Origin of the sequence: Paraburkholderia sejongensis, from assembly GCF_020880815.1 — a bacterium.
GTDB lineage: Bacteria > Pseudomonadota > Gammaproteobacteria > Burkholderiales > Burkholderiaceae > Paraburkholderia > Paraburkholderia sejongensis.
On the sequence record NZ_JAJITD010000005.1, the window covers coordinates 228,017 to 250,772 of the forward strand.

The 22,756-nt window shown below is 64.3% G+C and carries 21 protein-coding genes; 6 read left to right on the forward strand and 15 right to left on the reverse strand.

Translation table 11 applies throughout. From position 1 onward, the window contains the following. Position 1: 1 nt before the first annotated feature. The 10 genes from LJ656_RS11880 to LJ656_RS11925 all read right to left on the reverse strand — a co-directional run bounded on the left by LJ656_RS11880 (position 2) and on the right by LJ656_RS11925 (position 13,177). Positions 2-1,057, reverse strand: a complete 1,056-nt coding sequence (locus LJ656_RS11880; protein WP_230509612.1) for a branched-chain amino acid ABC transporter permease — start codon at positions 1,055-1,057, stop codon at positions 2-4. Positions 1,058-1,316: 259 nt separating this feature from the next. Further along, positions 1,317-2,477, reverse strand: a complete 1,161-nt coding sequence (locus LJ656_RS11885) for an ABC transporter substrate-binding protein (RefSeq protein WP_230509613.1) — start codon at positions 2,475-2,477, stop codon at positions 1,317-1,319. Positions 2,478-2,957: 480 nt separating this feature from the next. Then, positions 2,958-4,124 carry an ABC transporter substrate-binding protein gene (locus LJ656_RS11890; protein WP_230509614.1) on the reverse strand — a complete coding sequence of 389 codons (1,167 nt, stop codon included), beginning with the start codon at positions 4,122-4,124 and terminating at the stop codon, positions 2,958-2,960. A 542-nt stretch (positions 4,125-4,666) separates the two neighbouring features. Further along, the gene (locus LJ656_RS11895; protein WP_230509615.1) at positions 4,667-5,638 is read right to left on the reverse strand and encodes a branched-chain amino acid ABC transporter permease; all 972 of its coding nucleotides are present in this window, start codon (positions 5,636-5,638) and stop codon (positions 4,667-4,669) included. Then, entirely contained in the window at positions 5,638-6,522 is an 885-nt protein-coding gene (locus LJ656_RS11900) for a branched-chain amino acid ABC transporter permease (protein WP_230509616.1), read from the reverse strand. The genes LJ656_RS11895 and LJ656_RS11900 overlap by 1 nt, the downstream gene beginning before the upstream one ends. A gap of 62 nt (positions 6,523-6,584) precedes the next feature. Then, positions 6,585-7,799, reverse strand: coding sequence for an ABC transporter substrate-binding protein (locus tag LJ656_RS11905; RefSeq protein WP_230509617.1), 1,215 nt, complete (start codon positions 7,797-7,799; stop codon positions 6,585-6,587). Positions 7,800-7,881: 82 nt separating this feature from the next. Next, positions 7,882-8,640 (reverse strand): ABC transporter ATP-binding protein, encoded by a 759-nt coding sequence (locus tag LJ656_RS11910; RefSeq protein WP_230509618.1) that lies wholly within the window; start codon positions 8,638-8,640, stop codon positions 7,882-7,884. Next, the gene (locus LJ656_RS11915; RefSeq protein WP_075303484.1) at positions 8,637-9,416 is read right to left on the reverse strand and encodes an ABC transporter ATP-binding protein; all 780 of its coding nucleotides are present in this window, start codon (positions 9,414-9,416) and stop codon (positions 8,637-8,639) included. Before LJ656_RS11915 ends, LJ656_RS11910 begins: the two co-directional genes overlap by 4 nt. Before the next feature lie 360 nt (positions 9,417-9,776). Further along, positions 9,777-11,492 carry a GMC family oxidoreductase gene (locus LJ656_RS11920; RefSeq protein WP_230509619.1) on the reverse strand — a complete coding sequence of 572 codons (1,716 nt, stop codon included), beginning with the start codon at positions 11,490-11,492 and terminating at the stop codon, positions 9,777-9,779. A 143-nt stretch (positions 11,493-11,635) separates the two neighbouring features. Next, on the reverse strand, positions 11,636-13,177 hold the full coding sequence (locus tag LJ656_RS11925; protein WP_230509620.1) for a CoA-acylating methylmalonate-semialdehyde dehydrogenase: 1,542 nt from the start codon (positions 13,175-13,177) through the stop codon (positions 11,636-11,638). Positions 13,178-13,318: 141 nt separating this feature from the next. Between LJ656_RS11925 and LJ656_RS11930 the strand changes: the two genes are divergently transcribed. Both LJ656_RS11930 and LJ656_RS11935 read left to right on the forward strand, forming a co-directional pair. Continuing rightward, positions 13,319-14,218 (forward strand): LysR family transcriptional regulator, encoded by a 900-nt coding sequence (locus LJ656_RS11930; protein ID WP_230509621.1) that lies wholly within the window; start codon positions 13,319-13,321, stop codon positions 14,216-14,218. A gap of 286 nt (positions 14,219-14,504) precedes the next feature. Then, positions 14,505-15,041, forward strand: a complete 537-nt coding sequence (locus LJ656_RS11935; protein WP_230509622.1) for a class IV adenylate cyclase — start codon at positions 14,505-14,507, stop codon at positions 15,039-15,041. 91 nt (positions 15,042-15,132) lie between these two features. Here LJ656_RS11935 and LJ656_RS11940 read toward each other — a convergent pair whose 3' ends face one another. Next, complete coding sequence (locus tag LJ656_RS11940; protein WP_230509623.1) at positions 15,133-15,624, reverse strand: Lrp/AsnC family transcriptional regulator; 492 nt, start codon at positions 15,622-15,624, stop codon at positions 15,133-15,135. A gap of 148 nt (positions 15,625-15,772) precedes the next feature. Here LJ656_RS11940 and phhA point away from each other — a divergent pair, with 148 nt between their 5' ends. Together phhA and LJ656_RS11950 are read left to right on the forward strand one after the other, a co-directional pair. After that, positions 15,773-16,675 (forward strand): phenylalanine 4-monooxygenase, encoded by a 903-nt coding sequence (gene phhA / locus LJ656_RS11945; RefSeq protein ID WP_230509624.1) that lies wholly within the window; start codon positions 15,773-15,775, stop codon positions 16,673-16,675. A gap of 119 nt (positions 16,676-16,794) precedes the next feature. Beyond that, positions 16,795-17,085 (forward strand): 4a-hydroxytetrahydrobiopterin dehydratase, encoded by a 291-nt coding sequence (locus LJ656_RS11950; protein ID WP_230509625.1) that lies wholly within the window; start codon positions 16,795-16,797, stop codon positions 17,083-17,085. A 106-nt stretch (positions 17,086-17,191) separates the two neighbouring features. Here LJ656_RS11950 and LJ656_RS11955 read toward each other — a convergent pair whose 3' ends face one another. Beyond that, entirely contained in the window at positions 17,192-17,416 is a 225-nt protein-coding gene (locus LJ656_RS11955; RefSeq protein WP_230509626.1) for a DUF3717 domain-containing protein, read from the reverse strand. 165 nt (positions 17,417-17,581) lie between these two features. Between LJ656_RS11955 and LJ656_RS11960 the strand changes: the two genes are divergently transcribed. Continuing rightward, positions 17,582-18,268: a response regulator gene (locus tag LJ656_RS11960; protein ID WP_013090980.1), complete on the forward strand. Its 687-nt coding sequence runs from the start codon at positions 17,582-17,584 to the stop codon at positions 18,266-18,268. A 152-nt stretch (positions 18,269-18,420) separates the two neighbouring features. After that, the gene (locus LJ656_RS11965; RefSeq protein WP_230509627.1) at positions 18,421-19,941 is read left to right on the forward strand and encodes a sensor histidine kinase; all 1,521 of its coding nucleotides are present in this window, start codon (positions 18,421-18,423) and stop codon (positions 19,939-19,941) included. 125 nt (positions 19,942-20,066) lie between these two features. On the opposite strand, the gene LJ656_RS11970 is transcribed toward LJ656_RS11965, so the two are convergent. The 3 genes from LJ656_RS11970 to LJ656_RS11980 form a co-directional block, all read right to left on the reverse strand. Further along, positions 20,067-20,606 carry an SET domain-containing protein gene (locus tag LJ656_RS11970; RefSeq protein WP_230509628.1) on the reverse strand — a complete coding sequence of 180 codons (540 nt, stop codon included), beginning with the start codon at positions 20,604-20,606 and terminating at the stop codon, positions 20,067-20,069. A 212-nt stretch (positions 20,607-20,818) separates the two neighbouring features. Beyond that, entirely contained in the window at positions 20,819-21,931 is a 1,113-nt protein-coding gene (locus LJ656_RS11975; protein ID WP_230509629.1) for an NADH:flavin oxidoreductase/NADH oxidase, read from the reverse strand. A 73-nt stretch (positions 21,932-22,004) separates the two neighbouring features. Further along, a complete protein-coding gene (locus LJ656_RS11980; protein WP_230509630.1) occupies positions 22,005-22,718 on the reverse strand; it encodes a glutamine amidotransferase in 714 nt (237 codons plus the stop codon). Positions 22,719-22,756 lie beyond the last annotated feature (38 nt).

A 22,756-nucleotide genomic window follows, 5' to 3' on the forward strand; every position in this document is an offset into this window, starting at 1 on the left:
GTCACTCCTCTTCCTCTTCGGCATGCGGGCTCGCAAGACTGCGCCACAACAGCACCGGGATGATTAGCGTGAACACGATCACTTCCTTATAAGCACTGGCCCAGAACGACGAATACGACTCCAGCAGCCCGACCAGGATCGAACCGGCGGCAGCGAGCGGATAGCTGACCAGACCGCCGATGATCGCGCCGACGAACCCCTTCAGGCCGATCAGGAAGCCCGAGTCGTAGTAGATGGTGGTGAGCGGCGCGACGAGGATCCCGCACAGCGCGCCGAGGCCCGCCGCGAGCGTGAACGCGAGACGCCCCGCCTGGGTCGTGCCGATACCGACGAGGCGCGCGCCGAGCCGGTTCACCGAAGTCGCGCGCAACGCCTTGCCGGAGATCGAGCGATCGAAGTACAGATAGAGCGCGCCGATCAGCACGACCGCGGTGCCGATCACCCACAGACTCTGGCCGGAGATGGTCAGACTGCCGACGTTGAAGGTCGCATCCGAGAACGCATTGGTGCGCGAGCCTTCCGCGCCGAACATCACGAGCCCGAGGCCGACCATCGCGAAGTGCACCGCGACCGCGACGATCAGCAACAGCAGCGTGGTCGCCTCCGCGATCGGCTGATACGCGAGCCGGTACACGAACGGACCCATCGGAATCACGATCAGCAGCGTCAGCGCGATCTGCACGAGCATCGGCAGCGGCTGCATGAAGATGCCGCGCGTGAGCGCGTAGACCGCGATCGGAAAGAGCAGGTATTTACCTGCCAATACCGGCAGCGTGCGCGCCGCGTAACGACGGCGTTCCGCGTGCCGAAGCACCGCAGCCGTCTCGACGACGAAGCAGGCCGCGCCCATCGCCATCAGCAGCCAGCAGGTGGCCGGAAACTTCTGCGTCTGCAGTGCGGCGAGCGTCAGCGCGCCGTACGAAACAAACTCCCCCTGCGGGATGAAAATCACCCGCGTCACGGAGAACACCAGCACCAGCGCAAGCGCGAGCAGCGCGTAGATCGCGCCGGTGGTGATGCCGTCCTGCGCGAGGATCGCCGCAATTGATAGATCCATACTTCCTCGTCCTGAAGCGTCGAAATCGAAAACCGGGAAACGGTCGTGACGAAGGCCGGGTGGCCGGCCATCGAGCCGCGATGCTGAAAAGGCAACCGCCGCGCCGTATTCCGGCGCGGCGGTCGATGCCATTGTCGTTCAAGCCAACGGCAATGCGGCGTCAGGCACCGCGAGAATGCGCGAGAGGCGCGTACCGCTTGTTGTCGCTTGTTGCTTGTTGTTTGTTATCGCCGGCTGTGTCTGCCATGGTCTGTGCCGTTCAATCGTTCTGCAGTTTCCACTTGCCGTCGACGATCTGCACGATCACGCGGGCACGTTGGTCGAGCCCGTTGTGATCGGTCGCGGTGGTGTTCATGATGCCGTGCGAGACCGGCAGCTCCTTGAGGTTTTCGAGCGCGCCGCGCAGCGCTACGCGAAACTCGGGCGTGCCCGGTTGCGCGGTCTTCAGCGCGACCGGAATCGCCGCCTGCAACATCTGGCCGGCATCCCATGCATGTCCGCCGAAGGTCGCGACCGAGCCCGCGCCATAGGCCTTCTCGTACGCGTTCTTATAGGCTTCCGACGACTTCTTGACCGGGTTCGAATCCGGCAGCTGATCGACCACCAGAATCGGGCCGGCCGGCAGCAGTTCGCCTTCGCAGTCCTTGCCGCACACGCGCAGGAAATCGTTGTTGGCGACGCCGTGGGTCTGATAGATCTTGCCCTTGTAGCCGCGCTCTTTCAGCGCCTTGGCCGGCAGCGCCGACGGCGTGCCCGAACCGGCGATCAGCACCGCATCGGGATTCGCGCCCATCGTCTTCAGCACCTGCCCGGTCACCGACGCATCGGTGCGGTTAAAGCGCTCGTTCGACACGACCTTCAGGTTGTGCGCTTTCGCCGACGCCGCGAACACGTTGTTCCAGCTGTCGCCGTACGCATCCGAGAAGCCGATGAAGCCGACCGTCTTCACGCCGTGACGCGCCATGTAATCGGCGATCGCGTCGCCCATCAGGCTGTCGTTCTGCGGCGGTTTGAACGCCCATGCGCGCTTCGCGTCCATCGGTTGAATGATTGCCGCCGATGCCGCGAGCGAGATCACCGGCGTCTTGCCTTCGGCGGCCGGATCGAGCATGGCCAACGAATTGGGCGTGACGGTCGAACCGATGATCGCATCGACGTGGTCTTCGTCGATCAGCTTGCGGGTGTTCTGCACGGCCTTGCTGGTGTCCGACGCATCGTCGAGCACGATGTACGTGACAGTCTTCCCGCCGATCTCTTTCGGCAGCAACGCGATCGTGTTTTTCTCAGGAATCCCGAGCGATGCGGCCGGCCCCGTGGTCGACAACGTCACGCCGATCTTCACCTGCGCGAGCGCCGCCCCCGCCCCGCACATCAGCGCCATTGCGATGCCGGTGCGTACCCATTGCCTTGTGATTTTCATTGCGAGTCTCCTAACGCCTTGAAAAGCGCCTATCTATAAGCCGGCTTCACGGGCCGGGTGTCTGATCCAGTTATCCGGTCTGGATACGCGGATGCCAAGCATGGTTTTCCCTGCCCGGCGCGGCTACCTTCGCGGTTCTGTTGGCTACCGCTCCTGTCGCGTGGATCGGCTTCGCGCGCACGTGAAACGGGGCGCCCTGCCCCGTCCATTGCGCGCGAATCGTCCACGATGTGCCGCGGCTTCTGCGCCGCGATCTGTGTTTCGTTTTACTATCGATCAACCACTAATATGTTAGTAGTTTGCGTTGCGCATTTTTGCCGGTCAAGTGAGCTTGCCCAAAATGCGGGTTTGTCCTGAAGCAGCGGCACCACATTTTTTCTCGATACGTCCGGGCATGAAACCTTGGCCGTGGGCAATAAAAAAGACGCGTCAACTGCACGCGTCTTTTTTGCGGGGGGTTCCGTAGCGCTGCGCCTCCGCTCAGTCGCCGGCGAGCTTCCACTTGCCGTCGACGATCTGCACCATCACGCGGGCGCGTTGATCGAGACCGGCGTGGTCGTTCACGCTCATGTTGAAGATGCCGTGCGACGCCGGCAGGTCTTTGGTCCCTTCGAGCGCGGCACGCAGCGCCTCGCGGAACGCCGGCGTACCCGGCTGCCCCTTCTTCAGCGCGAGCGGGATGGCGTGCTGCAACAGCAGGCCCGCGTCCCACGCGTGACCGCCGAATGTCGACACCGAACCCGCGCCATAGGCCGTTTCATACGCATGCTTGTACGCGAGCGCGGACTTCTTCACCGGGTTCGCATCGGGCAACTGTTCGGCAACCAGCAGCGGGCCGGCCGGCAGCCACGTGCCTTCGCAATCCTTGCCGCACACGCGCAGGAAGTCGTTATTGGCGACGCCGTGGGTCTGGTAGTACTTGCCCTTGTAGCCGCGCTCCTTCAGCGTTTTCTGCGGCAGCGCGGCCGGCGTACCGGCGCCGGCGATCAGCACCGCGTCCGGGTTCTGCGACATCACCTTCAGCACCTGGCCGGTGACCGACGCGTCGTTGCGCGCGAAACGTTCATTGGCGACGACCTTGATCTTCGCCAGCCCGGCAGCCTTGCCGAATTCCTTGAACCAGCTCTCGCCGTACGCGTCGGAAAAGCGGATGAACGCGACCGTCTTCACGCCGTGGTTAGCCATGTGCTGCGCAATCGCGGTGGCCATCAGGATGTCGTTCTGCGGCGTCTTGAAGACCCATGCGCGCTTCGCGTCCATCGGTTCGACGATGCCGGCGGCCGCGGCCATCGAGATCATCGGCGTGGAGGTTTCGGCGGCGACGTCGATCATCGCGAGCGAGTTCGGCACGACAGTCGAACCGATCATTGCGTCGACGTGGTCTTCGCTGGTGAGCTTGCGGGCGTTCTTGACCGCCTGGGTGGAGTCGGTCGCGTCGTCGAGGACGATGTATTCGATTTTCTGGCCGGCAACTTCCTTCGGCAGCAGCGCAATCGTGTTCTTTTCGGGGATGCCGAGCGACGCGGCCGGGCCGGTTGCCGACACCGTGACGCCGATTTTCACGTCCGCGAACGCATGGCCGCTCCATCCAGCCGAAACCCCGGTAGCGACCAATGCCGCACTGATCCAACGCAATGCCGACTTCATCCTGCTCCTCTATTAACCCCGTTATTCAATTGAATTTAAATCCGTGGATTTAAATGCCGACCCAGCGGTCGGTGAAAAGCGAGTTTAGCGGAGGCTTACGGCGCGCTGCAAGCGTTTTGCAGGCTTTTGACGTTTAAAAACAGCGTTATTGAGAGAATGAAAAATAGCCGGCGGATTAGCGGGATTATTTGGCCATCGCGATTGGAAAGTACAAATAAAAAGCGCTGTTGGATATCAATCCAACAGCGCTTTCGGCTGGGCACTGAGTGCCTCATTGTCTCCTCGTTCTCCACCTGCAAATTCGTGGTGCATCAGAACTGCATGAAGATTAAACGACCACCTAAGCAGTCACAACTAGCAATTACCCTAGTGGTGCACTGCGGCACTAAATTGGGGCACGTCCAGCGGACGCGCGGCGTGGCGTTTCTCACCGCTTCGCGCGGCGGCCCGATGCATCTGAACTCCAGCGCATCGCCGGTTAGATCGGAGACCGAACCAATCCGCTATCGCAGTGCATCAAGCGCGCGCTGATCAGCGCATTGTCACGCTCTCAGCGGCCGCACCCGCGCCACGATCTCGCCGACGATCCCGCGCCGGAACGCCAGCACGCAGGCGATGAAGATCAGCCCCGTGACTATCGTCACCGACTCGCCAAGCGAGCGGAACCAGCCCACTCCAGTCAGCGACGCGAGCGCCCCGCCGATATCGCCGAGCCGGTCTTCGAGCGACACGATCAGCGCGGCGCCGAGCAGCGGTCCGAACAGCGTGCCCATGCCGCCCACCAGCGTCATCAGGATCACCAGCCCGGACATCGTCCAGTACGCATCGCTCAAGGTCTCGAAGCCTTGCACCAGCACCTTCAGCGACCCCGCGAGCCCGGCGAGCCCGGCCGACAGCACGAACGCGAGCAGCTTGAAGCGATCGGTGTCGTAGCCGAGCGACACCGCGCGGGGCTCGTTCTCCTTGATCGCGACCAGCACCTGACCGAACGGCGAATGAACGATCCGCACGATCAGCAGGAACGCAGCGACGATCACGAGCAGCACGACGAAATACAGCGCGACGTCCGACGACAGATCGACGAGCCCGAACAGCTTGCCGCGCGGCACCCCTTGCAAGCCGTCCTCGCCATGCGTGAACGGCGCCTGCAGGAACACGAAGTAGACCATCTGCGCGAGCGCGAGCGTGACCATCGCGAAGTAGATCCCCTGGCGGCGAATCGCGAAGATGCCGACCACGAAGCCGAGCAGCGTCGCGGCCGCGGTCCCGGCCAGCACGCCGAACTCGGGAGACAAGCGGAGCGTTTGCATCGCGTAGCCTGTCACGTAGCCGGCCGACGCGAGAAACATCGCGTGACCGAACGACAGCAGCCCGGTGTAGCCGATCAGCAGATTGAACGCAGCCGCGAACAGCGCGAAGCACAGCACCTTCATCACGAACAGCGGATAGATGCCGAGCACCGGCACCGCGATCAGCGCGACCAGCAGCAGTCCGTAGAGGAGTTTTCTCTGCATCATTTTTCCCTGCCGAAAAGGCCCGCCGGACGTACCAGCAGCACCAGCGCCATGATCACGAACACGACGGTCGCGGACGCTTCCGGGTAGTACACGCGCGTGAGCCCTTCGATCACGCCGAGCAGCAGCCCGGTGAGAATCGAGCCCATGATCGAGCCCATCCCGCCGATCACGACCACTGCGAACACGGTGATGATCATCGACTGGCCCATCAGCGGCGACACCTGGATCACCGGCGCCGCGAGCACGCCGGCAAATGCGGCGAGCGCGACGCCGAAGCCGTAAGTGAGCGTGATCATCAACGGCACGTTCACGCCGAACGCCTCGACCAGTTTCGGGTTCTCGGTGCCCGCGCGCAGATACGCGCCGAGCCGGGTCTTCTCGATCACGAACCACGTCGCGAAACACACGATCAGCGACGCGACTACGACCCACGCACGATAGTTCGGCAGATACATGAAGCCGAGATTGGTCGCGCCGGCGAGCGCCGACGGCACGTCATACGGCTGGCCCGACGAGCCGTAGATCGAGTGGAACACGCCTTCGATCACGAGCGTAATGCCGAACGTCAGCAGCAGCCCGTACAGGTGGTCGAGCTTGTAGAGCCAGCGCAGCATCGAGCGCTCGATCGCGATGCCGAACACGCCGACGATGAGCGGCGCGAGCACCAGCATCGCCCAGTACGGCAGACCGAAATACGACAGCCCCATCCATGCGAGCATCGCGCCCAGCATGAACAGCGCGCCATGCGCGAAATTGATTACGTTGAGCAGGCCGAAGATGATGGCCAGCCCGAGGCTCAGAATCGCGTAGAACGAACCGTTCACGAGCCCGAGCAGAAGCTGGCTCAGCATCGCCGGTAGCGGAACGCCAAAGATGTCCATTGGAGCCTTTCGCCCTTCGAGCGATCGTCAAGGTGAGACCGGTCCCGAAGGACCGGTGGCGCTTACTTCCACAACGCGCAGCGGGTCTGCGCCTTGGTCGTGTACGCCTGCTCGCCCGGAATCGTCGCCGAGATCTTGTAGTAGTCCCAAGGCTCTTTCGATTCCGCCGGCGTCTTCACCTGCATCAGGTACATGTCGTGGATCATGCTGCCGTCCTCGCGGATGTAGCCCTTCGCATAGAAGTCGTCGATCTTCGTCTTGCGCAGCTGCGCCATCACCTTATCCGGATCGTCGGAGCCGACCGCCTGCACTGCCTTCAGATAGTTCATCGTCGCCGAGTAGTCGGCGGCCTGCAGGCTCGACGGCATCTTCTTCATCTTGTCGAAGTAGCGCTGCGCCCATTTGCGGGTGTCGGCGTTCTTGTTCCAGTACCAGCTGTCGGTCAGCACCAGACCCTGGGTGGTTTCGAGGCCCAGGCTATGCACGTCGTTGATGAACATCAGCAGCGCGGCGATCTTCATCGTCTTCGGGATGCCGAATTCCTTCGCGGCCTTGATCGAATTGACCGTATCGCCGCCCGCGTTCGCGAGGCCGAGCACCTGCGCTTTCGACGCCTGCGCCTGCAGCAGGAACGACGAGAAGTCCGACGCCGACAGCGGATGACGCACCGTGCCGAGCACCTGGCCGCCGTTCGCCTTGACGACGTCCGAGGTGGCCTTTTCGAGCGCCTTGCCGAACGCGTAGTCGGCGGTCAGGAAGTACCACGTCTTGCCGCCCTGCTTGGTCACCGCCGAGCCGGTGCCGTTCGCGAGCGCGGTCGTGTCGTACGCGTAGTGGACCGTGTACGGCGTGCACTGCTCGTTGGTCAGCGTATCGGCGCCCGCGCCGACGTTGATATAGACCTTGTGCTTTTCGCCGGCGACGGTGTTCATCGACAACCCGGTCGCCGAGTTGGTGCCGCCGATCAGCATGTTCACGCCTTCGCGGTCGAACCATTCGCGCGCGCGCGACGCGGCGATGTCCGCCTTGTTCTGGTGGTCCGCGTACAGCACGGTGATCGGCTTGCCGTTGACCTTGCCGCCGAAGTCCGCGACCGCCATGCGGATCGCTTCGAGACCGCCCGGCCCGTCGATATCCGCGTATAGCCCCGACATGTCGGTGATGAAACCGATCTTCACCGCGTCATCGGCTGCCTGCGCGCCCGAGAACGTCAAGGCGGTGCCGGCGGCGACCGCGAAACAGAGTGAGGCAAGCCGTGCGAGTGGGTTCTTGGTCATGCGTGTCTCCAGTTCTTCGTTTGTGGTTATCAGAGGCAATCGGGTCGCGGCACGTGGGTCCGGTTAGGTGCCGCAGCCCCGCTCATACGCCCAGCAAATCGTGCAGCACCGGCATCTTGCCTTCGAGCTCCGCAGCCCCGAAATGCTCGACGATCGTGCCGTGCTCCATCACATAAAAACGGTCCGCGAGCGGCGCGGCGAAGCGGAAGTTCTGCTCGACCATTACCACCGTATAGCCGCGCGATTTCAGCGTGACGATCATCCGCGCGAGCGCCTGCACGATCACCGGCGCGAGCCCTTCGGAGATCTCGTCGAGCAGCAGCAGATTGGCGCCGGTGCGCAAAATTCGCGCGACCGCCAGCATCTGCTGTTCGCCGCCCGACAGCCGCGTGCCCTGGCTCATGCGCCGCTCGTGCAGATTCGGGAACATCGCGTAGATTTCCTCGAGCGACATCATGTGCGCCTTGTCGCCGACCGGCGGCGGCAGCAGCAGATTTTCCTCGCACGACAGGCTCGAAAAAATCCCGCGCTCTTCCGGGCAATAGCCGACCCCGCAATGCGCGATCCGGTGCGTGGACAGGTCAATGGTTTCGCGTCCACCGATGCGGATCGAGCCGGTGCGGCGCCCGGTCAGCCCCATGATCGCGCGCAACGTGGTGGTGCGGCCCGCGCCGTTGCGCCCGAGCAGCGTGACGACCTCGCCGCGGCCGACCGTCAGATCGACGCCGTGCAGAATGTGGGATTCCCCGTACCAGGCTTGCAGTCCCGCGATTTCCAGCGCGGGTGCGCCGCTTTTCGTGTCGCTCGTTTCGAGCCCTTCGCGCTCGACCGTCGTATTCATGCGTGAGCTCCGGCGAGCGCCGCGTCGGCGCTGCCCATATATGCCTGCATCACCAGCGGATTCTTCGACACTTCCGCGTAGCTGCCCTCGGCCAATACCTCACCGCGTTGCAGTACGGTGATCGTGTCGGAGATGCCGGCGATCACGTTCATGTTGTGTTCGACCATCAAAATGGTGCGGCCCGCCGATACTTTTTTGATCAGCGCGGTCACGCGGTCGACGTCCTCGTGACCCATTCCCTGAGTGGGCTCGTCGAGCAGCATCAGTTCGGGTTCCATCGCGAGCGTGGTCGCGATTTCGAGCGCGCGCTTGCGGCCGTATGCGAGCTCGACCGTCTGCACGTCGGCGAAATCGGTCAGCCCGACCTGGGTCAGCAGATCCATCGCACGATCGTTCAGACGCCGCAACGAGCGCTCGCTCTTCCAGAAGTGAAACGCGGTGCCGAGCGAGCGCTGCAAACCGATGCGCACGTTCTGCAATGCTGTCAGATGCGGAAATACCGCGGAAATCTGGAATGAGCGGATGATGCCGCGCCGCGCGATCTGCGCGGGACGCTCACCGGTGATGTCGACGCCGTTGAAGACGATCTGACCCGCGGTGGGCTCGAGAAATTTGGTGAGCAGATTGAAGCAGGTGGTCTTGCCCGCTCCATTGGGGCCGATCAGCGCATGGATCGAGCCACGGCGCACGCGCAGGTTCACGCCGTTCACGGCAACGAAGCCTTTGAACTCACGGGTAAGGCCGCGCGTTTCGAGAATCGTATCGCCGAGAATCATGTTCCCTTCCATACGGAGTTAGGCGAAGCATTACGATCTTTCCGCGCGAAAGTCTGCGCGACTTGTTATGACGGCGGCACCCCATGCCGCTCGTTGGCGTACTGCACCAATCGGACGGTAATCCACGGCGCGGCACGCAGCATGGCTGCCATTGTCGCGCCAATGATGCAGCGCATTCATTGGGATTTGCACTTAGTGGCCGAGGCCCGCGCCGTGCGTGCGCAACGCGCGCGCGTCGAGCACGTCGAGCATGCGGCAAACCTGACCGATGCGATGCGTCAGCGACGCGTACGCATGTCCGTTAGCGATTCAGGCTGCACCGTGCGCATGCATTTTTGCGCGCTCGCGGTGCAGCCGTTGTCACACAGCGGACATCGACGCGACCGTCCTCGCCGGCGCGGCTACATTGCCGCTCATGCGCGCGCGACGATCTTCGCGAATCATCTCGCTCGCGCGCTCGGCGATCATCAGCGTCGGCGAATTGGTGTTCCCCGACGTGATGGTCGGCATCACCGATGCATCGACCACGCGCAGGCCATCGACTCCGAGAACTCGTAGGCGGTTGTCGACCACCGTGCCGGGATCGTCGGCCGTACCCATCCGGCAGGTGCCGACCGGATGGAAGATCGTCGTGCCGACCGCGCCCGCGGCCTGCTGCAACTCCGCTTCGCTCTGATACTGCGGGCCCGGCAAAATCTCCTGCGGCTGGTAACGCGCGAGCGCGGGCGCCGCGGCGATCCGGCGCGTCAGGCGCAATGCGTTCGCGGCGACGTGGCGGTCGTAATCGGTGGACAGGTAGTTCGGCGCGATCGACGGCGGCGCCGCTGAATCCGCCGACGCGATATGAATGCTGCCGCGCGAGGTGGGCCGCAGCTGGCACACCGATGCGGTGAACGCATTGAAACGATGCAGCGGCTCGCCGAAGCGATCGAGCGACAGCGGCTGCACGTGATACTCGAGATCGGGACGCGTAAGCGAGCGATCGCCGGGATCGGACTTCGCAAACGCGCCGAGTTGCGACGGCGACATCGACATCGGCCCGCTTTGCAGCAGCGCGTACTGCATGCCGATCATCAGCTTGCCCCACCAGTGCGCGCTCATCGTGTTCAACGTGCGCACGCCCTGCACCTGATAGGCCATCCGCAATTGCAAGTGGTCCTGCAGATTTTCGCCGACACCGCGCAGATCCCTGACGACCTCGATGCCGAGATCGCGCAGACGCGCGCCGTTGCCGACGCCGGACAATTCGAGCAGTTGTGGCGAGTTGACCGCGCCCGCACTGAGGATCACTTCGCAGCGCGCCTTCGCGATGTAATCGACGTCGCCGCCTCGATACTCGACGCCCACGCAGCGGCGTCCGTCGAACACGACGCGCTGCGTGTGCGCGCCGGTGATCACGGTCAAATTGGGACGCCGCAGCGCGGGCCGCAAAAATGCCTTCGACGCATTCCAGCGAATCCCGCGCTTCTGATTGACGTCGAAGTAGCCGACGCCGCTGTTGTCGCCGCGATTGAAGTCGTCGGTCGCGGGGATGCCGGTCTGCTGCGCGGCCCGCGCGAACTCTTCGAGAATCTTCCATTTGAGGCGCTGCTTTTCGACGCGCCATTCGCCGCCCGCGCCGTGCGCCGCGTTCTCGCCGCCGTGATGATCCTCGCTGCGTTTGAAGACCGGCAACACCGCGTCCCACGACCATGAGCTGTCGTTGGTCACGCGCGCCCATTCGTCGTAGTCTTCGCGCTGGCCGCGCATGTAGATCATGCCGTTAATCGACGAGCTGCCGCCGAGCACACGGCCGCGCGGATACGACAACATGCGCCCGTTCAGACCCGGCTCGGCCTGGGTCTTATACAGCCAGTCGGTGCGCGGATTGCCGATGCAGTAAAGGTAGCCGACCGGTACGTGAATCCAGTGATAGTCGTCCTTGCCGCCGGCTTCGAGCAACAGCACGCTGATCTCGCGGTCAGCGCTCAGCCGGTTGGCCAGCACGCAACCCGCGGTGCCGGCGCCGACGATGATGTAGTCGAACTCGCCTTCGAGCCGCCGCGCGGACGCGGACGTGCTATCGCCGTGACTCATCATTCAGTCTCCTAAGCATTTTTGCCGGCGCGCGCATGGCAACGTGTGTGCTGCGTTGCGCGCGCGGCGCTGTGCCTGTGATTGTTTTGCTGGCTGCGTGCCCGATGCAGCACGCGGCCATTAGAGCCGCCCGGTTAACCCGATTATTTGGCGACCGGCATCGTGAATTCAGCACCCTTCGCGATGCTGTCGGGCCAGCGCTGCATGATGCTCTTGTAGCGCGTATAGAAGCGCACGCCCTCTTCGCCGTACGCGTGGTGATCGCCGAACAGCGACTTCTTCCAGCCGCCGAACGAATGCCACGCCATCGGCACCGGAATCGGCACATTGATGCCGACCATGCCGATCTCGATCTGCCGCGAGAACGCGCGCGCGATCCCGCCGTCGGACGTGAACAGCGACACGCCGTTGGCGAACTGATTCGCGTTGATCAGCTCGACCGCGGACGCGAAGTCCGGCACCCGCACCACGCACAGCACCGGCCCGAAAATCTCTTCGCGATAGATCTTCATGTCGGGCGATACATCATCGAACAACGTGCCGCCGAGGAAAAAGCCCTGTTCATGCCCGGCCACCTGGTGACCGCGGCCGTCGACCACCAGCTTCGCGCCGGCCGCCACGCCCGCATCGATATAGCCGACTACCTTGTCGCGATGCGCGCCGGTCACGAGCGGGCCCATCTCGGCGGCCGCTTCCATCCCGTTCAGAATCTTCAGGTTCCGCACGCGCGGTGTCAGACGCTCGATCAGCTCATCGGCGATATGGCCGACCGCGACCGCCACCGAAATCGCCATGCAGCGCTCGCCGGCCGATCCGTAGGCCGCGCCGATCAATGCATCGACCGCCTGATCGAGATCGGCGTCCGGCATCACGACGAGGTGATTCTTGGCGCCGCCGAGCGCCTGCACACGCTTGCCGTGTTTCGTGCCTTCCGTGTAGATGTATTCGGCAATCGGCGTCGAGCCGACGAACGACAGCGCGCTGACGTCCGGATGCACGAGCAACGCATCGACCGCGACCTTGTCGCCGTGCACGACGTTGAACACGCCGTCCGGCAGACCGGCCTCTCTCAGCAGTTCGGCGAGCCGGTTCGCCGCCGACGGATCGCGTTCGGACGGCTTGAGCACGAAGGTATTGCCGCACGCGATCGCGACCGGGAACATCCAGCACGGCACCATCATCGGGAAATTGAACGGCGTGATGCCGGCGACCACGCCGAGCGGCTGACGCAGATTCCAATTGTCGATGCCGCCGCCGATCTGATCGGTGAAGTCGGTCTTCAGCAGATTCGGAATGCCGCACGCGAATTCGACGATCTCGATGCCGCGCATCACTTCGCCCTTCGCATCGGAAAACACCTTGCCGTGCTCGCGCGTGATCAGCTCGGCGAGCTCGTCGTGGTGACGGTCGAGCAACTCCTTGAACTTGAACAGCACGCGGGCGCGCTTGATCGGCGCGGTTTCGCTCCACGCGGGGAACGCGGCTTTCGCGGCGGCAACCGCGGCGTCCACTTCCGCGACGCTCGCAAGCGGCACGCGGGCGCTGACGCTGCCGAGCGCCGGATTGAACACGTCGCCGAAACGGCCGCTGGTGCCTTCGATCGCCTTGCCGTTGATCACATGGGCCAGCGCGCGGGCGCTCGCCGCGGCCTGCTGGACGCTGTCGTTCTGATGTGTCTCGCTCATGTCGTTCCTCTTGCTATCAAATCCTGCGCGCGGCATCGCAGCGGTGCCGCAGCGTATCGGACGTTAAGCGTAAGGTGCTTCGGGCCGACAAATCCAATGAGAATTGCTCAACTGGGCTATAAGCCGCGCTAATATCACCGGATGGATCTCACCTTGCTCCGGGCCTTCGTCACCGTCGCACGCGAGGGCAACCTCACCCGTGCCGCGGTGCAGCTGCATCTGACCCAACCCGCCGTCAGCCTGCAAATCAAGCATTTGCAGGAAACGCTCGGCGTCACGCTGTTTACACGGACCTCGCACGGGCTCGTGCTGACGCGCGACGGCCAGGCGCTGCTGCCGCACGCCGAACGGGCGGTCGGCGCGGCCGCCGACGTGCAACGCGCGGCGCTGGCGTTGCGCCAAGAGGTGCGCGGCCGGCTGCGCATCGGCACGATTCTCGACCCTGAATTTCTGCGCCTCGGCGGATTTCTGAAGCAGCTGGTCGAGACGTGGCCGCGGATCGAGACCGCGCTGCGCCACGGGATGTCGGGCTGGGTGCTCGAGCAGATCCGCGCGGGCGAGCTGGACGTCGGCTACTACATCGGCCTGCCGTCCGACGACGAGAGCCGCGACGGCGCCGCGTTTCACGCGCTGACGCTCACGCAGTTCCAGTACCGGGTGCTCGCGCCGGCCGGCTGGAAAGATCGCGTAAAGGGAGCGCGCGACTGGCGCTCGCTCGCCGCGCTGCCGTGGATCTGGACCCCGCCCGCATCCGCGCACAACCGGCTGCTGTCGCGCTGCTTCGGCGCGGCGGGCGTGAAGCCGGTCAAGGTGGCCGAGGTCGACCAGGAGCCGTCGATGCTAGACCTCGTCAAGTCGGGCGTGGGCCTCACGCTCGCGCGCGACGCGACCGCGATCGCCGAAGCGCATGCGCACGCGCTGACGATCGTCGAAGGCATTACGGTGCCGACCCAGTTGAGCTTCATCACGCTCGACGAGCGCAAGGACGAACCCGCGATTGCCGCCGCGTTGAAGCTGATCGAGCAGCAGTGGATGAATTGAGTGGTGTAATTGCGCGGCTTGCGATGACCCGGCAGAGTTTGCCGCGCTGCGATATGAGCCGTGCTAATGGCATAAACGCGCGTCGGGCGCTCCGACTCTCCCCACGGCCGCTGCCCACTGAAACCATCCGGTCACGAAGTTTTTGCTAGATTGGCGGTTTGCGCTTCGCGCACGTCCTTCCTGCTTTTCCGTTCCGCCTGACTTTGTCTTCCCCGCTGGCGCTGCGTTGCCAAGCCGGCCAGCCCGCCAGCCGCCGCTCACCCGCTCAACCGACAGGAGCCTGACAATGGCACGCAACATCGAAATCAAAGCCCGCGCCCAGCACTTCGAGCAACTGCGCGAGCGCGCCGCGCAACTCGCGACGGACGCGCCGCTGATCTTCCGCCAGCAGGACTTTTTCTACGACGTGCCGCGCGGCCGCCTGAAGCTGCGCCAGTTCGACGACGGCACCCCGGCCGAGCTGATCTTCTACCAGCGCGACGATCGCGACGGCCCGAAGGCGTCGTACTACACACGCAGCCCGGTGACCAATCCCGAAGCGATGCATGCGCTGCTCGCGACCGCGCTCACCACGCGCGGCATCGTCACGAAGGAACGGCACGTATATCTGAGCGGACGCACGCGGATTCATCTGGATCGGGTCGACGGTCTTGGCGACTTCGTCGAACTCGAAGTGGTGCTTGGGCAGGATGACGACGAGGAAGGCGGTCACGCGGAAGCGCAGGCGATGTTCGAAAGCCTCGGCGTGACGGAGGCGGATCTGGTGCCGGTCGCTTATGTCGATCTGTTGAACGCTGACGGCGAGCCGAAACAGGCCGCGTAAATCTCGTATCGCCGGCTGGACCGCGCAAGCCGCATGCGCGCGGTCCACGCGTGTGCTAGCGGGCTTAGCAATCGCTCAGCTGCCCTACCCCTTACCCAGCCGTCGCGCCCGGCGCCAGATGCGCGAGCGGCAACGGCCCGTTGCGTTTGAACGTGGTCAGCACGATATTCGAGCGCACGCTATCGACGCCCGGCACCCGCATCAGCTTTTTCATCACGAACGTCGACAGGTAATTCAGATCCGGCGCGACGATTCGCAACAGATAGTCGGCATCGCCGACCACCGCATGACATTCGAGCACTTCGGGCAGCACGTCGATCTGCTGCTGAAACTGCTCGATGATCGAATCGCCGTGATGCTTGAGCTTCAGGCTCGTAAAAGCGGTGACGCCGAGGCCGAGCTTCTCGGGCCGCAGCACGACCCGATAGCCATCCACGACTCCCACCTGCTCCAGCCGCTGCAAGCGCCGCCCGATCTGCGAAGGCGACAGCGGCACCTGTTCGGCAAGCTGCTGATGAGTGGCACGGCCGAAGCGCTGCAGTACATCGAGCAGCGCGAGATCGAAGTGATCGAGTTCGAGCATATTAATAATCCGCATTAAATGACGTCTTAATGCACGATTATTGCATGCACGAACGTTTTTAAGCCAATATTGCGCCCTTCTCGCGCGGTCACCGCTTTACACTCGCATTCATCGATTTCATCCGTTTTGCGCTGTAAAGCCGCTCGCCATGTCCACCGCCACCCGCACCGCCGCCACGGCCAAACTTCAGGAACAGTTCGACGCCGGCCTCGAAACCCGCGCCGACTTCACGATCGACCAACCGTTCGAGCGCTACCGCGCGGTCGACCACGCGGTCTGGCGGCAGCTTTACGCGCGACAAACCGCTTTGCTCGAAGGCCGCGTCTGCGACGAATTCCTCGCCGGGCTCGTTCGCATCGGCATGCCGGCCGAGCGCGTGCCGTCGTTCGATGAGATCAATGCGAAGCTCACGCCCGCAACCGGCTGGCGCATCGTCGCGGTGCCCGGCCTCGTCCCCGATCAGGTGTTTTTCGCGCATCTCGCGAACCGGCGCTTTCCGGTCACGTGGTGGATGCGCCGGCCGGACCAGCTCGACTACCTGCAGGAACCGGACTGTTTTCACGATCTGTTCGGCCACGTGCCGCTGCTGATCGACCCCGTGTTCGCCGACTACATGCATGCGTATGGCCGCGCCGCGCTCGCGGCCGACGACGCCGGCGCGCTGCCGCTTCTCGCGCGACTTTATTGGTACACAGTCGAGTTCGGCCTGATCCGTGACGCGGCCAGTCCGAACGGTGTGAAGATCTATGGCGCGGGCATCGTGTCGAGTCAGGGCGAGACGCTATACAGCCAGCAGAGCGGCTCTCCGAACCGCCTGGGCTTCGAACTGGAACGCGTGATGCGCACCCGCTACCGGATCGACACGTTCCAGAAAAGCTACTTCGTAATCGATGACTTCGAGCAGCTCTTCGAGGTCGCGCAAACCGATGTCGCGCCGCTGCTGCAACGGCTCGCCACGGCCCCCGCATTCGCGGCCGGCGATCTGCTGCCCGGCGATCGCGTGCTCACCCGCGGCTCGCGCGCCGGCTGGCAGGACGACGGCGACGTGTAGCCGGCAAGCGCCGCGCGCTCGTCGCGCTCGTCGCGCTCGGCAACGCCGCTCACGCATCCGTGAAAAAATAACGGATTGCGCGCGCCGAACCGCGCGCGTCTGATCAATGAGGTCCCACGATGATTCAGAAACTAAGTTCCGAGCAACGCAGCCAGGCGCTGGCGAAGCTGAACGGCTGGCACAGCGCCGCCGATCGCGACGCGATTGAACGCAGCATCGAGTTCGCTGATTTCAACGAGGCCTTCGGCTTCATGACGCGAGTGGCGATCAAGGCGCAGGAAATGGATCACCACCCGGAGTGGTTCAACGTCTACAACAAAGTGGAAATCACGCTGTCCACGCACGAAGCGAACGGCGTTACCGAACGCGACCTTACGCTCGCCTCGTTCATCGACAGCATCGCTGGGTAATTACGAAAAATTCAACGCGCTTTGCACGCGTTTATACGTCGTCTCTAACGCAATCAGCGCGAATTGAAAGGCCAATGCAGGCATTTCCCTGGGTAAACCTTCAGTTCTACAGGCTATTATTAAGTCGAACGTAAGATTCCCACGCCTGCCTGGCAATCGGGTCCAAACGATCCGGCGATAGCGACGTTCGACGCTGTACAATCAGCAGCGCATACGGCTTGGAGAGCGCGCTTGCCTCCTTGCACAGAACGAGTTCGTCGCCGCTCGAAGGTGAGCGGGCCCGCCAGAAGTTGATTGCGGCTTCCAGTTCGTGAATGCTGATCTCGGACATGAGTTCGTGATGGCTTGGCTGGTACGACAGCGCGGCTCGATCGCTGCATCGCGGCCACGTCTTCGGTGTCCGCCGCGTTTGCCACGCGGCTCGCTGGCTGTGTTGCAGGCGCCCCGGCGAACCGCTTGCCCAAACGCCTAAACCCATTGTACTTGAGCGAAATCCATGCGACTCCTTCTGATCGAAGATGACCGCCCCATCGCACGCGGCATCCAAAGCAGTCTCGAACAAGCCGGCTTCACCGTCGACATGGTCCATGACGGCATCTTTGCCGAGCAGGCCCTCACGCAAAACCGCCACGAACTCGTGATCCTCGACCTCGGTCTGCCGGGCATCGACGGCATGACGCTGCTGTCGCGTTTCCGCCAGAGCAACCGTCACACGCCGGTGATCATCCTGACCGCGCGCGACGAACTGAACGACCGCGTGCAAGGCCTCAATTCCGGCGCCGACGACTACATGCTCAAGCCGTTCGAACCGGCCGAACTCGAAGCGCGGATTCGCGCGGTGATGCGCCGCAGCGGTCCGCACGGCGACATGCCGCGTCCCGAAGTGTCGCTCGGCGGTGTGCGTCTGTCGGGCGTCGATCGCCGCATCTTCAACGACGACAAGCCGCTCGAACTGTCGCCGCGCGAATTCGCGGTGCTCGAAATGCTGCTGCTGCGTCATGGCCGGGTGGTCAGCAAGGCGCAACTGCAGGATCATCTGACGCACTTCGGCGGCGACCTCGGCGATACCGCGATCGAAGTCTACGTGCACCGCGTGCGCAAGAAACTCGAGAACTGCCGTGTCGAAATCGTTACCGTGCGTGGCTTCGGCTACCTGCTGCAGGAAATCCGCCAGGCCGCGTAATCGTCGTGCGGGCCGCGCATCGCGTCGCGGCCCGACGGCGCCGGTCCGGCGCCGCGTCGTGGTTGCGCCGACCGCAGCCCGCGCGCGCGGTGCCGCGATCCGCAACCTTTCAAGGCGCCCCGCGCCGTTCCCTCCCTCCCGCGCGTACGACCATGCCCCAGCCGGCCGCCACTAGTTTGCGCCGCACGCTGCTGCGGCGCCTCGCTGCGCCCCTTTCGCTGCTCGCGTTGATGAGCGGCCTGATCGCTTACTGGCTCGCGTGGCAGTACACGCAGCACGTGGTCGACCGTTCGCTCGCCGACCTCGCGACCGCGATTTCCAAGCAGATCCAGATTGCCGGACCCGATGCGCCGATCACGGTGCCGCCGCTCGCCCAGGCGATGTTCTCCGACCCGGTCGAGCACCTCGTCTACCGGATCAGCAACGGCGAAACCGAAATCGCCGGCGACCACAATCTGCCGCTGCGAGGCACCAACGTGCGCCGCATGCATTACGCGTATGTGTTCGAAACGCAGCACGAAGGCGTAACCGTACGCGTCGCGCAGGTGCGGGTCGATCAGCCGACCGGCAATCCGATCGTCGTCGAAGTGGGTCAGCCGGTGCATCACCGCTTCCGGATCGCCGCAGAGTTTCTGGTCGCGATCATGATGCCGCTGCTGTTGCTGCTGCTCGCCGGCTGGGTGATCGTGTGGCGGGTCGTCAATCAGCAGCTCAATCCGCTGACCGCGCTCGCCGACTCGCTGAACCGCCAGACTCATACGTCGCTCGAACCGGTCGACGAAAGCTATGTGCCGGTCGAAATCCGGCCGCTGACCGGCGCATTGAACGCGCTGCTCGACCGTCTGAAGTCCGCGCTCGATGCGCAGCGCAAATTCATCGCCGACGCCGCGCATCAGCTGCGCACGCCGCTGACCGCCGTGAAGCTGCACGCGGAACAGGCGGCAGTCGCGCGCGATCCGCAACAGACGCTGGCCGCCGTGCGCGAGTTGCGCGCCGCGGCCGACCGCGCGGTGCGGCTGTCGAATCAGTTGCTGTCGCTGGCGCGCGCGGAGCCGGGCGAACAGGCCGCGCGTTTCGTCGACGTCGACATGGCCGCGCTCGCGTTCGATACCGGCGCGGAATGGGTGCCGCGTGCGCTCGCGGTGCACGTCGACCTCGGCTTCCAGCGGCTCGACGATCCCGGCAACGAGCACCCGCTGATCGCCCGCGGCAACCCGGTGCTGCTGCATGAAGTGATCGCGAATCTGCTCGACAACGCGCTGAAGTACGTGCCGCCGTCGCGCGTCGATGGCGGGCGGATCACGGTGACGGTGTCGCAAACGGTGATCGACGAAGTGCGGATGGCGGAGATTGTCGTCGAAGACAACGGGCCGGGGGTGCCGCACACGCAGCAGGCCGATCTGTTCAAGCGCTTCTTCCGCGGCGACGGACAGGCCGACTCGGGGGTCGACACCGGCGCAGGTCTCGGTCTCGCGATCGTTCACGATATCATGGTGCTGCACCACGGCAGCGTGCATTACGAACACGCGCCGGAAGGCGGTGCGCGCTTTATCGTGCGGATTCCGCTGCTGCCGGCGGCCACCGCCACCGGCAGCAGCCAGCCCGCCGCTGCCGCCGGCGACGCATCGCGCGGCGCAAAAAAACCGGCGCACTCGGCGCCGGTCGATCTGTAGCAATGCAAAGCGAATGTGAGCGCCGGTGCTGCGCGCTGCGGCGGCGCTGAGGCCGGCGATTCATGCGACGCGTCCGCCGTGCGTGGCGGGTTGAGTTCACCGGCCCACGCGGCAGACGCCGCCTCTCACTTCTTCTTCGCTTTCTTCGACGATTTGCCGGATTTATCGGCCTTCACCGCCTTCTGCGCTTTATCCGCCTTGGCACCGCCCTTGCCCTTCTCCGGAGGTGCCAGCATCGTGCCGCGGCACTTGCGCGCGCCGCAGCGGCATTCGTATTCCTTCTTCAGCTTCCTGGTCTGACGCGCATCGATCACGAGGCCGTAGTCGTAAAACACTTCCTCGCCTTCAGCGATGTCGCGCAGCGCATGCACGTATACGTGCCCGTCGATTTCCTCGGCTTCGCAGTTCGGCGCGCAAGAATGATTGATCCAGCGCGCGCTATTGCCATTCACCTTGCCGTCGATCACCTTGCCGTTGTCGAGCGCGAAATAGAACGTGTGATTCGGCTCGGCCGGGTTGTGAGGATGCCGGCGCAACGCTTCTTTCCACGAGATCCGCTCGCCCTTGTATTCGATCAGCCGCTCGCCGGCCGCGATCGGTTCGAGGGCAAACACGCCTTTGCCGTGCACACCCGAACGGCGCACGGCGATCCTGCGTGAATTCATTGAATGAATCCTTAAGAAGAACTGGGGGATGAAATCGGGCAATCGTCAGGCGCGTCTCGCGCGCGGCTTTTCCTGACGCGGATAGCAAACGCGGCGCCTTGCGAGCGCCGCGTCGACTTGCGACGCGCAATGCGTCACATCCGGCATCCTACACGGTGTGGACGGCTTCGTTCAACCGTCGACCGGTGCGTTCATTTAACGTGCGGCGGGCGTCATCGTTGACCGAACGAGATGTCGCCGAACAGCGCTTTCTGCTCGCGCGGTTGCGAGCGCCAGTACTGCGGCGGCGCTTCGACGGTCGCGCCGAGTTGCGCGGCCGCGTGCCACGGCCAGCGCGGGTTGTAGAGCAGCGCGCGAGCGAGCGCGATCAGGTCGGCGTCGCCCTTCTCGATCAGTTGCTCCGCATGCAGCGGATCGGTGATCAGGCCGACGCCGATCGTGGTGAGTCCGGTTGCGTGCTTGACCGCCTTCGCGAACGGAATCTGATAGCCCGGTTCGAGCGGAATTCGCTGCAACGGCGAGACCCCACCCGACGACACGTCGATCCAGTCGCAGCCGCGCTTTTCGAGTTCGTGCGCGAAAGCGATCGTGTCTTCGAGCGTCCAGCCGCCTTCGACCCAATCGGTCGCCGACACCCGCACGCCAACCGGTTTGTCGGCCGGAAACGCGGCGCGCACGATGTCGAAGATTTCGAGCGGGAAACGCATGCGGTTTTCGAGCGAGCCGCCGTACTCATCGTCGCGTTGATTCGCGAGCGGCGACAGGAACTGATGCAGCAGATAGCCGTGCGCCGCGTGCACTTCGAGCGCGTCGATGCCGAGCCGCGCAGCACGCCGCGCCGACGCGGCGAATGCTTCGCGAATCCGCTGCAGACCGGCGACGTCGAGCGCGAGCGGCGGCTCCTCGTCGGCTTTATGCGGCAGCGCCGACGGCGCATGCGGCAGCCAGCCGCCTTGCGCGACCGGGATCAGCTGCCCGCCCTCCCACGGCACGTGGCTCGACGCCTTGCGGCCCGCGTGCGAGAGCTGCATCGTCACGTTGATATGCGAATGCTTGCGGATCGCGGCCAGCACCGGCACGAGCGCCGCTTCGGTCGCGTCGTCCCACAAGCCGAGGTCGCCCGGCGTAATGCGGCCATCCGGTTCGACCGCGGTCGCCTCGATGAACAGCATCGCCGCGCCGGATAGCGCCAGACTGCCGAGATGCATGATGTGCCATGCGGTGGCCTCGCCGCGTTCGGCGGAGTACTGGCACATCGGGGACACGACGATACGATTGGGAAGCGTCACGCTACGCAGCGTGAGCGGAGAGAAAAGCGCGCTCATGGATTTGCCCAGTGAAAACCCGAGAGCGATCGAGCATAGCACCGCGAGCGCTTTAATGCATGCAGGCGGCGGCTCAGGCGCGCGGCTCGACGCTGTCGAGCCAGTCGCCGAACATCCGGCGCGCGCATGCTTCGAGCGCGGGACCGTGGCGCGCGGTGTCGGCGCGCAGCGTGCGCGCGTCGACGCCATGGCCGGCCAGTTCGTTCGCATTACCGATTAGCCAGGGCTCGAAGCGATCGGTGCGAATCTCCGGATGACACTGCAAACCGAGCACGTGGCCGCCCCACGCGAACGCCTGATTTTCGCAGTCGGGGGTCGACGCGAGGCGGGTTGCGCCGGTGGGCAGGTCGAAGGTGTCGCCGTGCCAGTGCAGCATCGACGTGTGCGCGCCGTCCAGATGACGCAGCGGCGACGCGCGGCCAGCTTCGGTCAGCGCGAGCGGGGTCCAGCCGAGTTCGGCCTGCGCGGCCGGATAGACGCGGGCGCCCAGCGCCCGCGCGATCAGCTGCGCGCCGAGACAGATGCCGAGCGTCGGCAGACCGGCCGCGATGCGTTTTTCAATCAGGGAGAGGAGCGGCGCGAGCGTCGGATAGCACGCATCGTCGGTGGCGCTGATGGGTCCGCCGAGCACCACCATCAATGAGGCAGAAACCGGATTCGGCGCCTCGATACGGGCTACGCCGACGTCGAGATAACGGACCGGCCGGCCGCGCTCGCCGAGCACGAGCTCGAGACTGCCCAGATCCTCGAAGTGCACATGGCGAATGGCCAATACTTCGCGATTCATCGGCCTGCCCCACCTTCAGGTTAACGAACGACTCGCCG